The organism is Micromonospora sp. NPDC049891, assembly GCF_040660295.1.
GTDB lineage: Bacteria > Actinomycetota > Actinomycetes > Mycobacteriales > Micromonosporaceae > Micromonospora.
In genome coordinates, this window is the sequence record NZ_JBFAML010000026.1 from 1 (window position 1) to 19,039 (window position 19,039).

Genomic DNA, 19,039 nt, shown 5'->3' on the forward strand with positions numbered 1-19,039 from the left:
GGGGGTTTTTTTGGGGGCCGGGGGGGGGGGGCGGGCCCGGGGGGTCCCGTGGGCCCTCTCGGGGGGCGGGGCCGCGCCGCCCCCCCCCCCACGGACGTCGAAGGGCAGGTGAGTTCGTCGTGTCGTCCATTCGCGACCGGGTGAAGCAGTTGGTGCCGACCCAGGTGACGAACCGGGTACGGGAGAGCCTCGTCGACTACGGGGTACGCACCAGCGACCGCCGGCCGTTGCCGGACTTCCTCATCATCGGCACCAAACGCGGCGGCACCACCTCACTGTGGAACTACCTGATCCAGCACCCGCTGGTGCCCCGGCTCTTCCCGGCCTGGAACACGAAGTCCTCGCACTACTTCGAGGAGCACTGGAGTCGCGGCGAGGCGTGGTACCGCTCGCATTTCCCGACCCTGCGGCAGCGGGAGGCGCTGGAGAACCGCCACGGCGGCCCGGTCCGGGTCGGTGAGGCCGCCCCGCTGTACATGTTCCACCCGCTGGCCGCCGAGCGGGTCTGCGCGCTGATGCCCTCGGTACGGCTGATCGTGCTGCTGCGCGACCCGGTGGAACGGGCCTACTCGCACTGGAAGGAGCGGCGGACCAACGGCGTGGAGCCGCTCGACTTCGCCGCCGCGCTGGCCGCCGAGGCGGAGCGCACGGCAGGGGAGCGGGAACGGCTGATCGCCGAGCCGAACTACTTCAGCGAGCCCTACGACTGGTACACGTACCGGGCCCGGGGCCGGTACCTGGAGCACCTGCAACCGTGGCTGGAACGCTTCGACCGCAGCCAGATTCTCTTCCTGCCCAGCGAGGAGTTGTACCGGGACGCGCGGGCGACCTACCAGCGAACCCTGGACTTCCTCGGCCTGCCCCCGTTCGACCTGTCCGACTTCAAGGTCTACAACGACCGGCGGTCCGCGCCGCTGGAGCCGGCGCTGCGCGCCGAGCTGACCGCGTACTACCGCCCGCACAACGAGGCCCTGCGGCAACGGCTGGGGTTGCGGCTCGACTGGCCGGACCGGGTCGCGTGACCGCCTCCGCCACCACCGCCGACGACCCTCGGTGCCGCGACGACGGGCTGGGCTGGGTCACCCGGGCGGTCTTCTCCGACCCCCGGATCGCGGTGACCGTGGCCGCCGGTCCGCCGGCCGGGTACACCGTCGTGGCCCGGTACGCGGTGGTGCCGTCGGTGGCCCGGGCGCGTTTCCTGCTGCCGTTGGGCGCACCCCGGGTCGCCGCGGCGGCACTGCTGTCGTACAACTCCCTGCGGCCGGCGAAGCTGCGGGCGGCGCGGGCGGTGCTGGGCGTGGCGGCTCGGGCCGGTGCGGTGGACCGGGCGCCCTTTCCGGTGCTGACCGTGGCGCTGCCGGACGGGCTCGACCCGGCGGAGGTGCTGCTCGCCGAGCGGGTCGGTGCCGAGCTCGGCGTGCCGGTGCACGCGGCCTGCGGGGTGCGCCCACCGGACCCGAACCACAAGCCGACGCTGCAACTGTTCGACGGCCGAGGCGAGCCCCGCGGGTACGCGAAGATCGGCTGGAACGGCGCGACGCGCGCGCTGGTCGCCGCCGAGGCCGCGGCGCTGCGGGAGGTGGCCGGGCTGGCCGGGACAGCCGGACACCCCGGAACCACCCGCCTGCTCACCGAGTTCGCGTGGGCGGGGCAGACGGTCGCGGTGGTCGAGCCCTTGCCGGCCCGGATCCGTGGGATGCCCGTCGACCCGCCACCCGACCTCGCGGCGCTGCTCGCGGTGGCCCGGCGGGGTCGCCCACCGGCGCCGGCCCGACCGCTTGCCGGCTCTGCGTTCCTGGCCCGGCTGACCGCGCAGGCGCGGCGGGCCGCCGACACCGTCGGTGACCGTGCCTCGGCGGCCGTCGCCGACCTGGCCAGCCGGCACGGTGACGTCGCCGTCGAGTTCGGCCACTGGCACGGCGACTGGGTGCCGTGGAACCTCGGCCGGCACGAGGGTGAACTCATCGCCTGGGACTGGGAGCACAGCGGGCCGGAGGTACCCGTCGGGTTCGACCTGGCCCATGACGCGTTCCAGCGCGCCCTCGTGCTGCGCGGTGAACCGGCCGCCGAGGCGGCCCGGCAGGTCGACACGTGGCTGGGCCGGCACGGCGACGCGCTGGGACTGGACCGGGCCCGGCAGCGGCTGGTGGCTGATGCCTACCTGGTGGAGATGTGGCTGCGGACCTGGCGGCTGGCGGACGCCGGTGCCGGCTGGAACCCGGCGCTGCATCCCGCCCTGCTGGACACCATTCAGAAACGACACAGCTGACCGACACGTCAAGCGGACTTGTGGGGAGTCGCGTGGACAACACCATCGAGGGAGCCGACCAGCAGCCGGTGCTGCTGCTTGTCGGTTCGAGCGGAGGGCACCTGGCGCAGTTGCTGGCGCTGCAGCCCTGGTACGAAACCTGGCGACGATGCTGGGTCACCTTCGACACGCCGGAGGCGCTGTCGCTGCTCGCCGGGGAGGACGTCGTTCCGGCGTACCATCCCACCACCCGCCACCTCGGCAACCTGCTGCGCAACGCGTGGCTGGCCGCCCGGGTGCTGCGTCGGCGGCGGGTCGCCGCGGTGGTCACGACCGGCGCGGGTGTGGCGGTGCCGTTCGTCGTGCTCGCCCGGCTGCGCCGCATCCCGACCGTCTACATCGAGGTCTACGACCGGATCGATACGCCGACGCTCACCGCCCGACTGTGCCGCCCGTTCCTGTCGGCGATGCTCGTGCAGTGGGAGGAGCAGCGCCGCCAGTACCCGGAGGCCACAGTCGTGGGGACGCTGCTGTGAGCGGCGACGCGCCCGGCGACGGGCACCGGGCCACGCCGGTGCGGCCCCGCCCGGCCCCCGAGGAGCCGACGGTACGCGTACCGGAGCAGCGCGAGCCGCGCCCCGACGGCCGGCCGCGGGTGCTGGTGGCCGTCGGCACCGACAAACACCCGTTCGACCGGCTGGTCGGTTGGCTGGCCCAGTGGCACGACACGGTCGGCGGGGAGGTGATGCTGACCGTGCAGCACGGACACACCCGGGCCGACGACCTGCCCGACGCGGTGCCGTTCCTCGGCCACGCCGAGTTGCAGGCGGCGATGGCCGGGGCCGACCTGGTGGTCTGCCACGGTGGACCGGCCACCATCCTGGAGGCCCGCCGGCACGGGCACCTGCCGATCGTGGTGCCCCGCGACCCGAGTCGTGGGGAGCACGTCGACGACCATCAGCTGCTGTTCGCCCGCCGGCTCGGCGCGGCCGGCCTGGTGGCGCTCTGCGAGTCCCGACAGGAGCTGCTGGACACGCTCGCCGCCGGACTCGCCGACCGGTCACGGTTCACCGTCGCGGTGGACGCCGGTGCGGCCGACGGGCGGCGGGCCGCGGTACGGCGGGTGGGAGTGATCGTCGAGGACCTGGTGGCCGCCGCCGCGCAGCGGCACCACCGACCCTGGTGGCGGCCGTGGCGTGGACCCGGCCCGAACGGAAGGCGGAAGCCGTGACCCCGTACCCGAGCGTTAGCGCCGTGGTGCCCACCCGCAACCGGCCGGAGCTGCTGCGGGCCGCCGTACGGGCCATCGTGGCGCAGGACTATCCGGGGCCGGTCGAGGTGGTCGTGGTGTACGACCAGTCCGAACCGGACGTGTCGCTCACCGAACTGTCCACCCCGGACCGGTCGGTGCGGGTGGTCACCAACGGGCGCACCCCCGGCCTGGCCGGTGCCCGCAACACGGGCACCCTGGCCGCCGCCGGTGAGCTGATCGCCTTCTGCGACGACGACGACGAGTGGCTGCCCGGCAAGCTGCGCGCCCAGGTCGACGCCCTGAACGCGGTGCCCGGTGCCGAGTTCGTCAGCTGCGGCATCCGGGTCAGCTACGACGGGCACACCGTCGAGCGGGTGCTGGACCGCGACTCGATCAGCCTGGCCGAGCTGCTGCGCGACCGGATGACCGAGCTGCACCCGTCGACGTTCGTGATCCGGGCGGCGGCGCTGCGCGACGGGTTCGGGCTCGTCGACGAGGAGATCCCGGGCAGCTACGCCGAGGACTACGAGTTCCTGCTCCGGGCCGCCCGCAGCGCCCCGCTTGTCAACCTGCGCACCCCGTACGTGGTGGTGCGCTGGCACAAGCGGTCGTACTTCGCCCAGCGGTGGGACACCATCTCCGAGGCGTTGCAGTGGCTGCTGGACCGCTATCCCGAGTTCGCCAGCCAGCCGGCCGGGCAGGCCCGGGTCACCGGGCAGATCGCCTTCGCCCACGCCGCGTCGGGTGACTCCCGGGGCGCGGTGCGCTGGGCCCGGCGGACCATCCGTCGCAACCCACGCGAGCCCCGGGCCTACCTGGCCCTGGCGGTTGCCGGGCGGGTGGTCCGCGCCGACACGGTGCTACGCACCCTGCACCGACGCGGCCGGGGGATCTGAACCGTCGCCCGCCCCGCTCCCGTCCGGGCCGGCGCGTCCGTAGGGCGGGACGCGGCGGGCGGCGCGGGGTGGTGGACACCGGGCGTGACAGACTCATGGCTGTGTTGCGCTGGTTGACCGCAGGGGAATCACACGGGCCCGCTCTCGTCGCGTTGCTGGAGGGGGTGCCGGCCGGTGTCGAGGTGACCTCCACCGAGATCGCCGGGGAGTTGGCCCGCCGCCGGCTCGGCTACGGCCGGGGGGCCCGGATGGCCTTCGAGCAGGACGAGATCGAGATCATCGGTGGCCTGCGGCACGGCGTCACGCTGGGCAGCCCGGTCGCCGTCCGGGTCGGCAACTCCGAGTGGCCCAAGTGGCGCACCGTGATGGCCGCCGACCCGGTCGACCCCGACGAGTTGGCCCGGCAGGCCCGCAACGCGCCGCTGACCCGTCCCCGGCCCGGCCACGCCGACCTGGCCGGCATGCAGAAGTACGGCCACACCGATGCCCGGCCGATCCTGGAGCGGGCCAGCGCGCGGGAGACCGCCGCCCGGGTCGCCGTCGGCACGGTGGCCAAGGCGCTGGTGAAGCAGGCCCTCGGCATCGAGATCGTCTCGCACGTGGTGGAGCTCGGCCCGGTCGCCGTCAAACCGGGGCTGCGGCCCCGCCCGGAGGACGCCGAGCGCATCGACGCCGACCCGCTGCGTTGCCTGGACCCGGAGGCGAGCGCCCGGATGGTCGCCGAGGTCGACGCCGCGAAGAAGGCCGCCGACACCCTCGGTGGCGTGGTCGAGGTGCTGGCGTACGGCGTACCGCCGGGTCTGGGCAGCCACGTGCAGTGGGACCGCAAGCTCGACGCCCGGCTGGCCACCGCGCTGATGTCGATTCAGGCGATCAAGGGCGTGGAGATCGGCGACGGCTGGCAGCAGGCCCGGTCCCGAGGCTCCGAGGCGCACGACGAGATCATGCCGACCGCCACCGGCGTACGCCGGGTCACCGACCGGGCCGGTGGCCTGGAGGGTGGCATCACCACAGGCGAGCCGCTGCGGGTGAAGGCGGCGATGAAGCCGATCTCCTCGTTGAACCGGGCCTTGGCCACGGTGGACGTGACGACCGGTGAGCCGGCCACCGCCATCAACCAGCGTTCCGACGTCTGCGCGGTACCGGCCGCCGCCGTGGTCGCCGAGGCGATGGTGGCGCTGGTGCTGGCGGAGGCGGCGGTGGAGAAGTTCGGCGGTGACTCGGTCGCCGAGATGCGCCGCAACCTGACCGGTTACCTCGACGCGCTGGTGATCCGGTGACCGGTACGACCCGGCCGATGTGTGTGCTTGTCGGCGCGCCCGGTTCGGGCAAGACCACAATCGGGCAGCGCCTGGCGGAAGCGCTCGGCGTCGAGTTCCGGGACACCGACGCCGACATCGAGCGCCTCGCTGGTAAGCCGATCCCGGAGATCTTCGTCGACGAGGGGGAGGCGCACTTCCGTACCCTCGAACGGGCGGCCGTGGCCGCGGCGCTGGCGTCCTGCTCCGGGGTGCTGGCCCTCGGCGGCGGCGCGGTGCTGGCCGAGGAGAACCGGGCCGCGCTTGTCGGTCACCGGGTGGTGCACCTCTCCGTCGAGCTGCCGGACGCGGTCAAGCGGGTCGGTCTCGGCGCTGGCCGGCCGCTGCTGGCGATCAACCCCCGGGCCACCCTCAAGCATCTGATGGACCAGCGCCGACCGCTGTACGCCGAGGTCGCCACCGCCACGGTGGCCACCGACGGGCGCAGCCCGGAGGAGATCGTCGCCGAGATCGTCGCCCTGCTGAAGTCGTAGCACTGGGTTCCGGCGACGCCGAATGGTGGCGTAGGCCCGGCCCGGGTCAGGACCCGGCGGTGACGGCGGTGCCGACCGAACGTCGGCGGGGCGGTCGCGGTCGCCAGGTGGTCAGCAGGGCGAGGGCGAGCAGGATCTCGGCGAGATCGCCGCCGTAGTACATCACCGTCGCGCCGGCGCGCAGTTGCTCCGGTGTTGCCGGCACGTCGACCAGCAGGCCCGCGTACATCAGTTGGGCGAGGCTGGCGTGAGCGATCACCGCGGCACCCAGCACCACCAGGCGGACCGGTACCCGGGCCCGGTGCGGGTAGGGTTCCGGGCCGGCGATCGACCAGGTGAACAGCAGCCCGCTGAGCAGGAAGTGCAGGTTGACCAGATCGTGCAGGGCGGAGTTGGTGAGGGTGGCCCGGTACAGCGGGGTGAGGTAGAGCAGCCACAGCCCGCCGGCGGTGAGCAGCAGTCCGGTGACCGGGTGGGTCAGTGGTCGCAACGCCGGATAACCCAAGATCCGCAGCGCCGCCCGTCCGGCCCGCCGGTCGACGCAGCGTAGCGCCAGGATGCCGGGGGCGCCGAGCACCAGCCCCAGCGGCGCCAGCATGCCGAGCAGGAGATGCTGCCACATGTGTGCGGCGACGTCGTCCGCCGGCACCAGCAGGGCGGCGGCGAGCAGGGCACATCCGACGGTGAACGCCGCGGTGCGCCAGTGGCTCCAGCCGGCCCGGTCGGGGGCGCGTTGCCGCAGTGCGCCGGCCAGGTAGAGCCAGCCGGCCAGCAGCGGTAAGAGCAGTGCCGGACCGACTGCGGTGGCGTGCTCGGCCCCGTGCGTCGAGATCAGGACCGGACTGACCACCAGCGGGGGACTCACCCCTGTCGGCCCCGGGTCGGCGTCCGCCGCTCGGCACCGGCGTCGACGGCGGTGGCGCGGCGCTGCACGAGCCAGCCGACAATGATCAGCACGACGCCCAGGGCGAGGAAGCCGAGATCCCACCAGAGTTGGTGTTCGCCGGCGCGGACGTGGTGGATGCCCAGGATGTGGTGGTCGATGATGCCTTCGATCAGGTTGAACAGACCCCACCCGATCGACGCCCAGCCCCACAGCATGGGCGAGCGCCACAGCCGACCCCGGGAGCGGGTCACCCGCGAGTAGAGCATCGCGAGTCCGGTCAGCACGGCCACCCAGGTCACCACGTGGAACAGGCCGTCCCAGAGGGTGTTCATCTCCAGCCCCGCGACGGTGTCCACCGGGTACTCGCGTACGCCGATGTTGTCGCTGCCGGTGCTGCTGAGCATGTGGTGCCACTGAAAGACCTGATGCAGCAGGATGCCGTCGACGAAGCCGCCGAGGCCGAGGCCGAGAATGGTGGCGGGCAGCCGGATATCGGCACCGTCGATAGTCCGCCCGTTCATGTCGACTCCCTCTCGCAGGTGGCTCCCGGCTGCCCGTGCCCGCTGCACGGAGCGCCAAACGTGTTCCACCCCTCGGGCAGCCGGTGGCGGTGCGGGCCGGATCGGTGGTGGGTGGGCTAGGCTCCCCGCGATGGACGAGGTGACCCGGATCCCGGTCGGCGGCGAGCGGCCGTACGACGTCCTGGTCGGGCGCGATCTGCTCGATGCGCTGCCCGGCCTGCTGCCCGACGCCACTCGGGCGGCGGTGCTGCACGCGCCGCCCCTGAAGGAGTTGGCCGACGCGGTCGGTGCCGTCCTGGCGGCGGCCGGCGTGACACCCCTGCCGATCGAGGTGCCCGACGCCGAGGCCGGCAAACATGTCGATGTGGCGGCGCAGTGCTGGGACCGGCTCGGCGAGGCGGGTTTCACCCGTACCGACGCGGTGGTCGGTCTCGGTGGCGGTGCGGTCACCGACCTGGCCGGGTTCGTGGCGGCGTGCTGGCTGCGCGGGGTGCGGTGGGTGCCGGTGGCCACCTCGTTGCTCGGCATGGTCGACGCGGCGGTGGGTGGCAAGACCGGGATCAACACCGCCGCCGGCAAGAATCTCGTCGGTGCCTTCCACCCGCCGGTCGGCGTGCTCGCCGATCTCGCCACGCTGGACAGCCTGCCGACCGTGGACCTGGCCGCCGGCCTGGCCGAGGTGGTCAAATGCGGGTTCATCGCCGATCCGGTCATCCTCGACCTGGTCGAGGTCGACCCGGCCGCCGCGACCGACCCGGCCGGGCCGGTCACCCGGGAGTTGATCGAGCGGGCCATCCGGGTCAAGGCCGACGTGGTCGCGGGAGACCTCCGTGAGTCGGGCGTACGGGAGGTGCTCAACTACGGGCACACCCTGGCCCACGCGATCGAGAAGGTCGAGGGTTACCGCTGGCGGCACGGCCACGCGGTGTCGGTCGGCCTGGTGTACGCCGCCGAGCTGGCCCGTCTCGCCGGCCGGTTGGACGCGGCCACCGCGTCCCGACACCGTGCGGTGTTGACCGCGCTCGACCTGCCGACGGACTACGACGCCGACGCGTGGCCACGCCTGCTGGCCACCATGCGGGTCGACAAGAAGGCCCGGGGCAGCTTGCTGCGCTTCGTGGTGCTCGACGGGTTGGCCAGACCGGCGATCCTCGCGGGTCCGGACGACGACCTGCTGCACGCCGCCTACGCCGCGGTGTCCCGGTGACCATGAAGGTGTACGTGCTCAACGGGCCGAACCTGGGCCGGCTGGGCACCCGCCAGGTCGACGTCTACGGCGTGACCAGCTACTCCGACCTGGTGAAACTCTGCGAGACGACCGGGCGGGACCTGGGCCTGGACGTGATCGTGCGGCAGACCGACGCCGAGCACGAGCTGCTCGGCTGGTTGCACGCCGCCGCCGACGAGGGCGCCGCAGTGGTGCTCAACCCGGCAGCCTGGTCGCACTACTCGATCGCGGTACGGGACGCGTGCGCCATGCTGCGCGGTCCGCTGGTGGAGGTGCACATCTCCAACATCCACGCGCGGGAGGAGTTCCGTCACCACTCGGTCGTCTCGGCGGTGGCGACCGGCGTGATCTGCGGGCTCGGCGTGGACGGCTACCGCCTCGCCCTGCACCACCTGGCCAACCGCCGCGATCAGCCCGCCTGAGCCCAGCCCGCCTTTGCGTTCAGCCCGCCTGGCGTCCAGCCCGCCTGGCCTTCACTTCGCCTTCGCGTTCAGCGGCCCATCCGCCACCTCCGCTACGTTCGGTATCGCCTACCCTCCGTAAAGACTGGCGCCCCGGCCCCAACTCCTCTTTTCATCCTTTGCTCTGCTTCAACCCACGCACCAGCGGCCAACCAGGGCCGTCGCGGCGAGGGTGAGCGGCGGCGTGCGGCGAGGTCGCAACAGAGAGTGACTGATGCGTGGGTTGAAGCAGAGCAAAGGGAGTAGGTGGTACATGAGGGTCGGGCGAGAGCATTACTGACAGTGCCGGTCGGCGGCGTCGGAGCGGCGCACGATGCCACGCCCGGCTGCGTTGAACCCTGTCACCCCGGGTCCAACCCGTTCCGCCCGAGCCTGACCCACCACACCTCGGCCGAGCCGAGCCGAGCCCGCCACGCCACGCCGGGCCGGGCCACGCCGGGCCGGGCCGGGCGGATCGGGTCGGATAGAAAGGGGCGGCCGACGGCGGTCGGCGGGTCGCGGAGCGGCTAGTAGACTTGCCAGGTCTGTCCGCCAAATGATGATCAAGGCAGGAAATGGCCACCACCAACGACCTGAAGAACGGCCTGGTACTCAACCTCGACGGAGAGCTCTGGGCCGTCGTCGAGTTCCAGCACGTCAAGCCTGGTAAGGGTGGTGCGTTCGTGCGTACCACGCTGAAGAACGTGCTCTCCGGCAAGGTGGTCGACAAGACCTTCAACGCGGGCACCAAGGTTGAGACCGCGACCGTCGACAAGCGCACCATGCAGTATCTCTACGCCGACGGCGAGGACTACGTCTTCATGGACATGGAGACGTTCGACCAGATCACGGTGCTGGGCGGGACGGTCGGCGAAGCTGCCAACTACCTGCTGCCCGAGGCCGAGGCGACCGTGGCCACCCACGAGGGTGTGCCGCTCTACATCGAGCTGCCGACGTCCGTCGTGCTGGAGGTCACCTACACCGAGCCGGGCCTGCAGGGTGACCGCTCCACCGGTGGCAACAAGCCGGCGACGGTGGAGACGGGCGCGACCGTTCAGGTCCCGCTCTTCGTGACTACCGGTGAGAAGATCAAGGTCGACACCCGCGACGGCCGTTACCTCGGCCGCGCCTGATGGCCGAGGGTCCGAAGCAGCAGATGCCGGCGCGCCGCAAGGCGCGCAAGCGGGCGTTGGACGTGCTCTTCGAGGCCGACCTGCGTGATCGTCCGCCAGCAGAGGTGCTGGCGGGCTACGTAGAGCGGATCGAGAAACCGCGTCCCGACCACCTGGGGTACGCGGTCGGCCTGGTCGAGGGGGTGGCCGGGCACCTGGACCGGATCGACGAGCTGATCTCCAGCTACGCCGAGGGCTGGACGCTGGACCGGATGCCGGTGGTCGACCGGAACCTGGCCCGGATCGCGGTCTACGAGTTGCTGTATCTCGACGAGATCGACGACGCGGTGGCGATCAGCGAGGCGGTGGAGTTGGCCCGGCAGATGTCGACCGACGACTCGCCCCGCTTCCTCAACGGTCTGCTCGGCCGGATCGCCGAGTACGCCACCCGCTGACTCGGGCGTACGCCGCCCGGCGGCGGGCGCCGCACCTGCGACGAAAGGGCCCGTGCCAGACGGCACGGGCCCTTTCGGATGTCGGACTCAGGAGGCGAAGAACGCCCGCGGGTCGGCGACCAGGACGCCGTGCTCGGTCAACCGCTCGATCAGGCCGGACGGCGAGGCGTCGTAGACGATGGCGAGGGCGCGCAGGTCGTCGGCGCGGATCGACAGCACCCGGCCGTTGTAGTCGCCGCGCTGCTGCTGGATGGCGCGCGCGTAGCGGGCCACGTAGGCGAGATCCTCGCTGGCCTCGTCGTAGAGCCGCTCCAGGTCCAGAACGATCTTGCTGGTGGGTTCGTGCCGCACCCCGCTGCCGTCGGGCAGCAACTCCGAGACCGGCACGCGGTAGAACTCCGCCAGCTCGGCCAGACGGGACACCGTGACGGCCCGGTCACCGCGCTCGTACGAGCCGACGACAACCGCCTTCCAACGCCCGTTCGACTTCTCCTCCACGCCCTGCAGGGACAGGCCCTGCTGCTGGCGGATGGAGCGCAGGCGGGCGCCCAGAGACTTGGCGTATTCAGAGGGCATTCGGACACTCCAGTGCTGCTCGGGTTCTCCCAGCGATTCGCTACGGAGCGTGACGGTACGGGGATTCGTACACGTGGTCAAGTGGTCGCGATCTTCCCGTTGTGTACCCCGGGTGAGTTGTCCCGTTTCGCCAGGCTGATCGGGCAGTCAGCGAACGCCGGCCCGTGACGCCGTCGTCCCTGGTGCCCGCGCGTCGAGGCGGCGGCCACCACTGGTAACGTTGCCGAAGCCCCTCCGCCGGCCACGCCCGGCCGGCCGGGAGGATCCGACGTCCTTTAACGACCCGTCCCGTGAGGCGGGGAAGGAGGTCCGCCGTGGCCTACCCATCGGCTGCCCAGTCGTCGCCGCCGCGACAACCCTCGGTGAAGGTGATTCTGACCAGCGCCGACGTGCAACGCGTCGTCGACCGCATCGCTCACCAGATCCTCGAGAAGACCCAGGGCGCGGCCGACACCGTGCTGCTCGGCATTCCTACCCGGGGTGCCCCCCTCGCCAGCCGCCTCGCCGACCGGATCAGTGCCTTCGAGGGCATTTCCGTGCCGGTCGGCGTGCTCGACATCACCCTCTACCGCGATGACCTGCGCCGGCACGCCACGCGGGCGGTCGGCCCCACCCAGTTGCCGGCCGGTGGCATCGATGGCATGCGGGTGGTCCTGGTCGACGACGTCCTCTTCTCCGGCCGGACTGTCCGGGCCGCCCTCGACGCGCTCGGTGACCTGGGGCGGCCCGCCTCGGTGCAGCTCGCCGTGCTTGTCGACCGGGGGCACCGGCAGCTACCTATCCGCGCTGACTATGTCGGCAAGAACATCCCGACCGCACTGGCCGAGAGTGTCAAGGTGACGCTTGCCGAGACCGACGGCGCGGACGAGGTCCGGCTATACGGCGAGGAGGCCCGATGATCAGGCACCTGCTCTCCGGCGCCGATCTTGACGCCGACACCGCCACCCAGATCCTGGACACCGCGGCCGAGATGGCGGCGGTGGCCGGGCGCGAGGTCAAGAAGCTGCCCGCGTTGCGGGGCCGGACCGTCGTCAACCTCTTCTACGAGGACTCGACCCGCACCCGGATCTCGTTCGAGGCGGCGGCCAAGCGGCTCAGCGCCGACGTGATCAACTTCTCGGCGAAGGGCTCCAGCGTCGCCAAGGGCGAGAGCCTGAAGGACACCGCGTTGACCCTCCAGGCGATGGGCGCCGACGCGGTGGTGGTCCGTCATCCCGCCTCGGGTGCCCCGCACCGCCTCGCCGACTGGGTCGACGGTTCGGTGGTCAACGCCGGCGACGGCACCCATGAGCACCCCACCCAGGCGCTGCTCGACGCGTACACGATGCGGTCCCGGCTGGGCCGGCTGGCCGGCCTGTCGGTGGCGGTGGTCGGTGACGTGCTGCACTCCCGGGTGGCCCGCTCCAACGTGCTGCTGCTGTCCACCCTCGGGGCCAAGGTGACGCTGGTCGGGCCGCCCACGCTCATACCGGTCGACATCGCCGCCGCCCTCGCGCCGGGCACCGCCGTCTGCTACGACCTCGACGCGGTACTGCCGTCGTCGGACGTGGTGATGATGCTCCGGGTGCAGCGGGAGCGGATGAACGACTCCTACTTCCCGTCCGCCCGCGAGTACGCCCGCCGCTACGGGCTGGACGGGCCGCGGATGGGTCGACTGCCGGAGCACGCCATCGTCATGCACCCCGGCCCGATGAACCGGGGCATGGAGATCACGCCGGAGGTCGCCGACTCGTCCCGCTCCACAATCGTCGAACAGGTCGCCAACGGTGTCTCTGTCCGGATGGCCGTCCTCTACCTGCTGCTCGGGGGGAACAACCGGTGAACTCGTACCTGCTCAGGAACGTCAGTGTCCTCGGCGCCGCACCGACCGACCTGCTGATCCGCGACGGCGTCGTCGCCGAGACCGGCGCGGGGCTGTCCGCGCCGGACGCCACGGTGATCGACGCCGCCGGGCTGGTCGCCCTGCCCGGCCTTGTCGACCTGCACACCCACCTGCGTGAGCCCGGTCGCGAGGACGCCGAGACGGTCGAGACCGGTTCCCGGGCGGCGGCGCTCGGCGGCTACACGGCGGTCTGCGCGATGGCGAACACCTCCCCGGTGGCCGACACCGCCGGAGTGGTGGAGCAGGTGTGGCGGCTCGGCCGCGAGGCCGGGCTGGTCGACGTGCAGCCGATCGGCGCGGTAACCGTCGGTCTGGCCGGCGAGCGGCTGGCCGAGCTGGGCGCGATGGCGGACTCCGCGGCCCGGGTGCGGATCTTCTCCGACGACGGTCACTGCGTCGCCGACCCCCGCCTGATGCGCCGCGCACTGGAGTACGTGAAGGCCTTCGACGGCATCATCGCGCAGCACGCCGAGGAGCCCCGGCTCACCGAGGGCGCGCAGATGCACGAGGGTGAGGTCTCCACCCGGCTGGGCCTGACCGGCTGGCCGGCGGTCGCCGAGGAGGCGATCATCGCGCGGGACGTGCTGCTGGCCGAGCACGTCGGCAGCCGACTGCACGTCTGCCACGTCTCCACCGCCGGCAGCGTCGAGGTGCTGCGCCACGCCAAGGCCCGGGGGGTACGCGTCACCGCCGAGGTGACCCCGCACCACCTGCTGCTCACCGACGCCCGCGCGGAGACCTACGACCCGGTCTTCAAGGTCAACCCGCCGCTGCGTACCGCCACCGACATCGCCGCGCTGCGTGCCGCGCTCGTTGACGGGGTGATCGACATCATCGCCACCGACCACGCCCCGCACGCCGTGGAGGACAAGGAGTGCGAGTGGGCGTACGCCCGGCCGGGCATGCTCGGGCTGGAGACGGCGCTGTCCATCGCGCTCGACGTGCTGGGGCCGGAGTGGGACCTGATCGCCGAGCGGATGTCGCGTACCCCGGCCCGGATCGCCGGGCTGACCGAACACGGCCACGACCCGGCCCCTGGCGCGCCGGCCAACCTGACCCTCGTCGACCCGGCGGCGCGTCGGGTGATCGAGCCGGCGGAGCAGGCCAGCCGTAGCCGCAACACCCCGTACGCCCGGATGACGCTGCCGGGTCGCATCGTGGCGACCTTCCTGCGTGGCGAGGCGACGGTCCTGGACGGAAAGGCAGTCAAGTGAGTCGTAGGCGTCCCGCGATTCTCGTCCTCGAGGACGGGCGCACCTTCCACGGCGAGGCGTACGGCAGCGTCGGGGAGACCTTCGGCGAGGCGGTCTTCAACACCGGGATGACCGGTTACCAGGAGACCCTCACCGACCCGTCGTACCACCGTCAGGTGGTGGTGCAGACCGCCCCGCACATCGGCAACACCGGCGTCAACGCCGAGGACGACGAGTCCCGTCGGATCTGGGTGGCCGGCTACGTGGTGCGTGACCCGGCCCGGGCCAGCTCCAGCTGGCGGGCCACCGGCGGCCTGGAGGACCGGCTGGCCACCGAGGGTGTGGTCGGCATCAGCGGTGTGGACACCCGGGCACTCACCCGTCACCTGCGCGAACGCGGGGCGATGCGGGTGGGTGTCTCAAGCGTCGAGGAGGACCCCCGGGTGCTGCTCGAACGGGTCCGCCAGTCGCCGCAGATGGTCGGCGCGGACCTCTCCGCCGAGGTGACCACCGCGACGCCGTACGTGGTCGAAGCCGAGGGCGAGCACCGGTTCACGGTGGCCGCACTGGACCTGGGCATCAAGCGCAACGTGCCGCGCCGGCTCGCCGCGCGTGGCGTGACCACCCACGTGCTGCCGGCCGGCTCGACAATCGAGGACCTGCTGGCCACCGGTGCCGACGCGGTCTTCTTCTCACCGGGCCCCGGCGATCCGGCGACCGCCGACGCTCCGGTCGCGCTGGCCCGGGAGGTGCTGCGCCGCGAGGTGCCACTGTTCGGTATCTGCTTCGGCAGCCAGATCCTCGGCCGGGCGCTCGGCTTCGGCACCTACAAGCTCGGCTACGGCCACCGGGGCATCAACCAGCCGGTGCTGGACCGGGTCACCGGCAAGGTCGAGGTGACCAGCCACAACCACGGTTTCGCGGTGGAGGTGCCCGGGGTCCGGCCGGGCGCGGTGGTGCCGGACCAGGTGATCGAGACCGAGTTCGGCGGCGTCCAGGTGTCACACGTCTGCCTCAACGACAACGTGGTCGAGGGGCTGCGGGCGCGCGACGTGCCCGCCTTCACCGTCCAGTACCACCCGGAGGCGGCGGCCGGCCCGCACGACGCGGACTATCTCTTCGACCGCTTCGCCGAGCTGATCGACGGCCGGGCTCTCAGTGGGGGGCGTACCAATGCCTAAGCGGACCGATCTCAAGCACATCCTGGTGATCGGCTCGGGGCCGATCGTCATCGGACAGGCCTGCGAGTTCGACTACTCCGGTACCCAGGCGTGCCGGGTACTGCGTGCCGAGGGGATCCGGGTCAGCCTGGTCAACTCCAACCCGGCCACCATCATGACCGACCCGGAGTTCGCCGACGCCACCTACGTCGAGCCGATCACCCCGGAGTTCGTCGAGCTGGTCATCGCCAAGGAGCGCCCCGACGCGGTGCTGCCCACCCTGGGCGGGCAGACCGCCCTGAACACCGCCGTGGCGTTGCACGAGGCCGGGGTGCTGGAGAAGTACGGCGTCGAGCTGATCGGCGCCGACATCGAGGCGATCCGGCGCGGCGAGGACCGGCAGCTGTTCAAGGAGATCGTGGCGAAGGCCGGCGTACGCCTCGGCGTCGAGGATCCGGCGAGTCTGGTGCCGCGGTCGCGGGTCTGCCATTCGATGGACGAGGTCCGCGAGACGGTGGCCGAGCTGGGCCTGCCGGTGGTGATCCGGCCGTCGTTCACCATGGGCGGCCTCGGCTCCGGCATGGCGCACACCGACGCCGACCTGGAGCGCATCGCGGGCGCCGGACTGGCCGCCAGCCCGGTGCACGAGGTGCTCATCGAGGAGAGCGTGCTCGGCTGGAAGGAGTACGAGCTCGAACTCATGCGGGACCGGCACGACAACGTGGTGGTGGTCTGCTCGATCGAGAACCTCGACCCGATGGGCGTGCACACCGGTGACAGTGTGACGGTGGCACCGGCCATGACGTTGACCGACCGGGAGTACCAGCACCTGCGCGACCTGGGTATCGCGGTGCTGCGTGAGGTCGGGGTGGACACCGGCGGCTGCAACATCCAGTTCGCGGTGAACCCGGCCGACGGCCGCATCGTCGTCATCGAGATGAACCCGCGGGTGTCCCGCTCCTCGGCGCTGGCGTCGAAGGCGACAGGCTTCCCGATCGCGAAGATCGCCGCGAAGCTGGCCATCGGCTACACCCTCGACGAGATCCCCAACGACATCACCCGCAGGACGCCCGCCGCCTTCGAGCCGACGCTCGACTACGTGGTGGTGAAGATCCCCCGGTTCGCGTTCGAGAAGTTCCCCGGCGCGGACCCGGAGCTGACCACCACGATGAAGTCGGTGGGCGAGGCGATGAGCCTCGGGCGTAACTTCACCGAGGCGCTGAACAAGGCGATGCGCTCGATGGAGACCAAGGAATCAGGCTTCTGGACGGTTCCCGACCCGGCGGGGGCCACCCGGGAGAACACCCTCGCCGCGCTGGGCATGCCGCATGACGGTCGCCTCTACACGGTCGAGCGGGCGCTGCGCCTCGGTGCCTCGGTCGCCGAGGTCAGCGCCGCCTCCGGCGGCATCGACCCGTGGTTCCTGGACCAGATCGCCGCCCTTGTCGAGTTGCGTGCCGAGATCGTGGCGGCGCCGGTGCTGGACGCGGAGCTGCTGCGCCGGGCCAAGCGGGCCGGCCTGTCCGACCGGCAGCTGGCCGCGCTCCGCCCCGAGCTGGCCGCCGAGGACGGGGTGCGCAGGCTGCGACACCGCCTCGACATCCGGCCGGTCTACAAGACGGTGGACACCTGTGCCGCCGAGTTCGAGGCCACCACCCCGTACCACTACTCCTCCTACGACTCCGAGACCGAGGTGGCCGGCTCGGCGCGGCCGAAGGTGCTGATCCTGGGCTCCGGCCCGAACCGGATCGGGCAGGGCATCGAGTTCGACTACTCCTGCGTGCACGCGGTCATGGCCCTGAAGGGGTCCTACGAGACGGTCATGGTCAACTGCAACCCGGAGACGGTCTCCACCGACTACGACACCGCCGACCGGCTCTACTTCGAGCCACTGACCTTCGAGGACGTGCTTGAGGTCTGGCACGCGGAGGACTCGTCCGGCCGGGCGGCCGGCGGGCCGGGTGTGGTCGGCGTGATCGTGCAGTTGGGCGGACAGACCCCGCTCGGGCTGGCCCAGCGGCTCAAGGACGCCGGCGTGCCGGTGGTGGGTACCTCCCCGGAGTCGATCCACCTGGCCGAGGAGCGGGGCGCCTTCGGGTCGCTGCTGGCCCGGGCCGGCCTGCGCGCACCGGCGCACGGCACCGCAACCTCGTACGACGAGGCCAAGGAGATCGCCGACGAGATCGGCTACCCGGTGCTGGTCCGTCCGTCGTACGTGCTGGGCGGGCGCGGCATGGAGATCGTCTACGACGACGCCACCCTGCGCGACTACATCGGCCGGGCCACCGACATCTCCCCGGACCATCCGGTGCTCGTCGACAGCTTCCTCGACGACGCCATCGAGATCGACGTGGACGCGCTCTGCGACGCCGACGGCGAGGTCTACCTCGGCGGGATCATGGAGCACATCGAGGAGGCGGGCATCCACTCCGGCGACTCGTCCTGCGCCCTGCCCCCGATCACCCTGGCCAGCTCGCACGTGGCCCAGGTCCGCCGGTACACCGAGGCGATCGCGCGGGGCATCGGCGTACGCGGACTGCTGAACGTGCAGTACGCGCTGAAGGACGACGCGCTGTACGTGCTGGAGGCCAACCCGCGCGCCTCGCGTACCGTGCCGTTCGTCTCGAAGGCCACGGCGGTGCCGCTGGCGAAGGCGGCGGCCCGGATCGCCCTCGGCGCGACCCTGGCCGAGCTGCGTGCCGAGGGCATGCTGCCGGCGACCGGGGACGGCGGTTCGTTGCCGCCGGACGCCCCGATCGCGGTGAAGGAGGCGGTGCTGCCGTTCAAGCGGTTCCGTACGCCGGCTGGCAAGGGTGTGGATTCGCTGCTCGGCCCGGAGATGAAGTCGACGGGCGAGGTGATGGGGATCGACACCGCCTTCGGGCACGCCTTCGCCAAGTCGCAGTCGGCGGCGTACGGGTCGCTGCCCACCGAGGGCAGGATCTTCGTCTCGGTGGCCAACCGCGACAAGCGCGGCATGATCTTCCCGATCAAGCGCCTGGCCGATCTCGGCTTCGAGATCGTCGCGACGAGCGGTACGGCCGAGGTGCTGCGCCGGCACGGCATCGCCTGCGAGGAGGTCCCGAAGCACTACGAGGCCGGTTCCGAGGACGACGCGGTGTCGCTGATCCTCGGCGGCCACGTCGCCCTGGTCGTCAACACGCCGCAGGGTTCGGGTGCCAGCGCCCGCTCGGACGGTTACGAGATCCGCAGTGCGGCCGTCACTGCCGACATCCCCTGCATCACCACCGTCCCCGGCGCCGCCGCCGCCGTCATGGGCATCGAGGCCCGGATCCGGGGCGACATGCAGGTACGCCCCCTCCAGGCCCTGCACGCCTTCCTCCGGCCCGCCCAGTGACCCCCCTTTCCTCGTTGATCAAGAACTTCTGGTCCTCCGC

At 71.9% G+C, this 19,039-nt stretch carries 19 protein-coding genes; 16 read left to right on the forward strand and 3 right to left on the reverse strand.

Annotation, left to right across the window (positions count from 1 at the left end; genetic code table 11):
* The first annotated feature begins 119 nt into the window (after positions 1 to 119).
* The 7 genes from AB0I71_RS25710 to AB0I71_RS25740 all read left to right on the forward strand — a co-directional run bounded on the left by AB0I71_RS25710 (position 120) and on the right by AB0I71_RS25740 (position 6,188).
* Complete coding sequence (locus tag AB0I71_RS25710; protein WP_357588749.1) at positions 120 to 1,022, forward strand: sulfotransferase domain-containing protein; 903 nt, start codon at positions 120 to 122, stop codon at positions 1,020 to 1,022.
* Entirely contained in the window at positions 1,019 to 2,269 is a 1,251-nt protein-coding gene (locus AB0I71_RS25715; RefSeq protein ID WP_357588751.1) for a hypothetical protein, read from the forward strand. The genes AB0I71_RS25710 and AB0I71_RS25715 overlap by 4 nt, the downstream gene beginning before the upstream one ends.
* A gap of 32 nt (positions 2,270 to 2,301) precedes the next feature.
* Complete coding sequence (locus AB0I71_RS25720) at positions 2,302 to 2,784, forward strand: UDP-N-acetylglucosamine--LPS N-acetylglucosamine transferase (RefSeq protein ID WP_357588753.1); 483 nt, start codon at positions 2,302 to 2,304, stop codon at positions 2,782 to 2,784.
* A gap of 119 nt (positions 2,785 to 2,903) precedes the next feature.
* Complete coding sequence (locus AB0I71_RS25725) at positions 2,904 to 3,479, forward strand: glycosyltransferase (RefSeq protein WP_357588907.1); 576 nt, start codon at positions 2,904 to 2,906, stop codon at positions 3,477 to 3,479.
* A complete protein-coding gene (locus AB0I71_RS25730) occupies positions 3,476 to 4,396 on the forward strand; it encodes a glycosyltransferase family A protein (protein WP_357588755.1) in 921 nt (306 codons plus the stop codon). The genes AB0I71_RS25725 and AB0I71_RS25730 overlap by 4 nt, the downstream gene beginning before the upstream one ends.
* A gap of 101 nt (positions 4,397 to 4,497) precedes the next feature.
* On the forward strand, positions 4,498 to 5,676 hold the full coding sequence (aroC, locus tag AB0I71_RS25735) for a chorismate synthase (RefSeq protein ID WP_357588757.1): 1,179 nt from the start codon (positions 4,498 to 4,500) through the stop codon (positions 5,674 to 5,676).
* 17 nt (positions 5,677 to 5,693) lie between these two features.
* Complete coding sequence (locus AB0I71_RS25740) at positions 5,694 to 6,188, forward strand: shikimate kinase (RefSeq protein ID WP_357588909.1); 495 nt, start codon at positions 5,694 to 5,696, stop codon at positions 6,186 to 6,188.
* A gap of 46 nt (positions 6,189 to 6,234) precedes the next feature.
* Here the strand turns inward: AB0I71_RS25740 and AB0I71_RS25745 are convergent, their stop codons facing one another.
* The gene (locus AB0I71_RS25745; RefSeq protein WP_357588759.1) at positions 6,235 to 7,038 is read right to left on the reverse strand and encodes a cytochrome c oxidase assembly protein; all 804 of its coding nucleotides are present in this window, start codon (positions 7,036 to 7,038) and stop codon (positions 6,235 to 6,237) included.
* 11 nt (positions 7,039 to 7,049) lie between these two features.
* Positions 7,050 to 7,595 carry a DUF2243 domain-containing protein gene (locus AB0I71_RS25750; protein ID WP_357588761.1) on the reverse strand — a complete coding sequence of 182 codons (546 nt, stop codon included), beginning with the start codon at positions 7,593 to 7,595 and terminating at the stop codon, positions 7,050 to 7,052.
* Positions 7,596 to 7,725: 130 nt separating this feature from the next.
* On the opposite strand from AB0I71_RS25750, the gene aroB reads away from it, so the two are divergent.
* From aroB to nusB, 4 genes are all read left to right on the forward strand, one after another.
* Positions 7,726 to 8,802 (forward strand): 3-dehydroquinate synthase, encoded by a 1,077-nt coding sequence (aroB, locus tag AB0I71_RS25755; RefSeq protein WP_357588763.1) that lies wholly within the window; start codon positions 7,726 to 7,728, stop codon positions 8,800 to 8,802.
* 2 nt (positions 8,803 to 8,804) lie between these two features.
* On the forward strand, positions 8,805 to 9,245 hold the full coding sequence (aroQ, locus tag AB0I71_RS25760) for a type II 3-dehydroquinate dehydratase (protein WP_357588911.1): 441 nt from the start codon (positions 8,805 to 8,807) through the stop codon (positions 9,243 to 9,245).
* 593 nt (positions 9,246 to 9,838) lie between these two features.
* Positions 9,839 to 10,396: an elongation factor P gene (gene efp / locus AB0I71_RS25765; protein WP_204008149.1), complete on the forward strand. Its 558-nt coding sequence runs from the start codon at positions 9,839 to 9,841 to the stop codon at positions 10,394 to 10,396.
* A gap of 23 nt (positions 10,397 to 10,419) precedes the next feature.
* A complete protein-coding gene (nusB, locus tag AB0I71_RS25770) occupies positions 10,420 to 10,830 on the forward strand; it encodes a transcription antitermination factor NusB (RefSeq protein ID WP_199172361.1) in 411 nt (136 codons plus the stop codon).
* Positions 10,831 to 10,917: 87 nt separating this feature from the next.
* On the opposite strand, the gene AB0I71_RS25775 is transcribed toward nusB, so the two are convergent.
* Positions 10,918 to 11,406 carry a transcriptional regulator gene (locus AB0I71_RS25775; protein ID WP_007458348.1) on the reverse strand — a complete coding sequence of 163 codons (489 nt, stop codon included), beginning with the start codon at positions 11,404 to 11,406 and terminating at the stop codon, positions 10,918 to 10,920.
* A gap of 314 nt (positions 11,407 to 11,720) precedes the next feature.
* Between AB0I71_RS25775 and pyrR the strand changes: the two genes are divergently transcribed.
* The 5 genes from pyrR to carB are packed head-to-tail and all read left to right on the forward strand — an operon-like array spanning position 11,721 to position 18,999.
* A complete protein-coding gene (gene pyrR / locus AB0I71_RS25780; protein ID WP_357588765.1) occupies positions 11,721 to 12,305 on the forward strand; it encodes a bifunctional pyr operon transcriptional regulator/uracil phosphoribosyltransferase PyrR in 585 nt (194 codons plus the stop codon).
* Positions 12,302 to 13,228, forward strand: coding sequence for an aspartate carbamoyltransferase catalytic subunit (locus tag AB0I71_RS25785; protein WP_357588767.1), 927 nt, complete (start codon positions 12,302 to 12,304; stop codon positions 13,226 to 13,228). Before pyrR ends, AB0I71_RS25785 begins: the two co-directional genes overlap by 4 nt.
* Complete coding sequence (locus tag AB0I71_RS25790) at positions 13,225 to 14,502, forward strand: dihydroorotase (RefSeq protein ID WP_357588769.1); 1,278 nt, start codon at positions 13,225 to 13,227, stop codon at positions 14,500 to 14,502. Before AB0I71_RS25785 ends, AB0I71_RS25790 begins: the two co-directional genes overlap by 4 nt.
* Positions 14,499 to 15,662: a glutamine-hydrolyzing carbamoyl-phosphate synthase small subunit gene (carA, locus tag AB0I71_RS25795; protein ID WP_357588771.1), complete on the forward strand. Its 1,164-nt coding sequence runs from the start codon at positions 14,499 to 14,501 to the stop codon at positions 15,660 to 15,662. The genes AB0I71_RS25790 and carA overlap by 4 nt, the downstream gene beginning before the upstream one ends.
* Positions 15,655 to 18,999 carry a carbamoyl-phosphate synthase large subunit gene (gene carB / locus AB0I71_RS25800; protein WP_357588773.1) on the forward strand — a complete coding sequence of 1,115 codons (3,345 nt, stop codon included), beginning with the start codon at positions 15,655 to 15,657 and terminating at the stop codon, positions 18,997 to 18,999. Before carA ends, carB begins: the two co-directional genes overlap by 8 nt.
* The last annotated feature ends 40 nt before the right edge of the window (positions 19,000 to 19,039 follow it).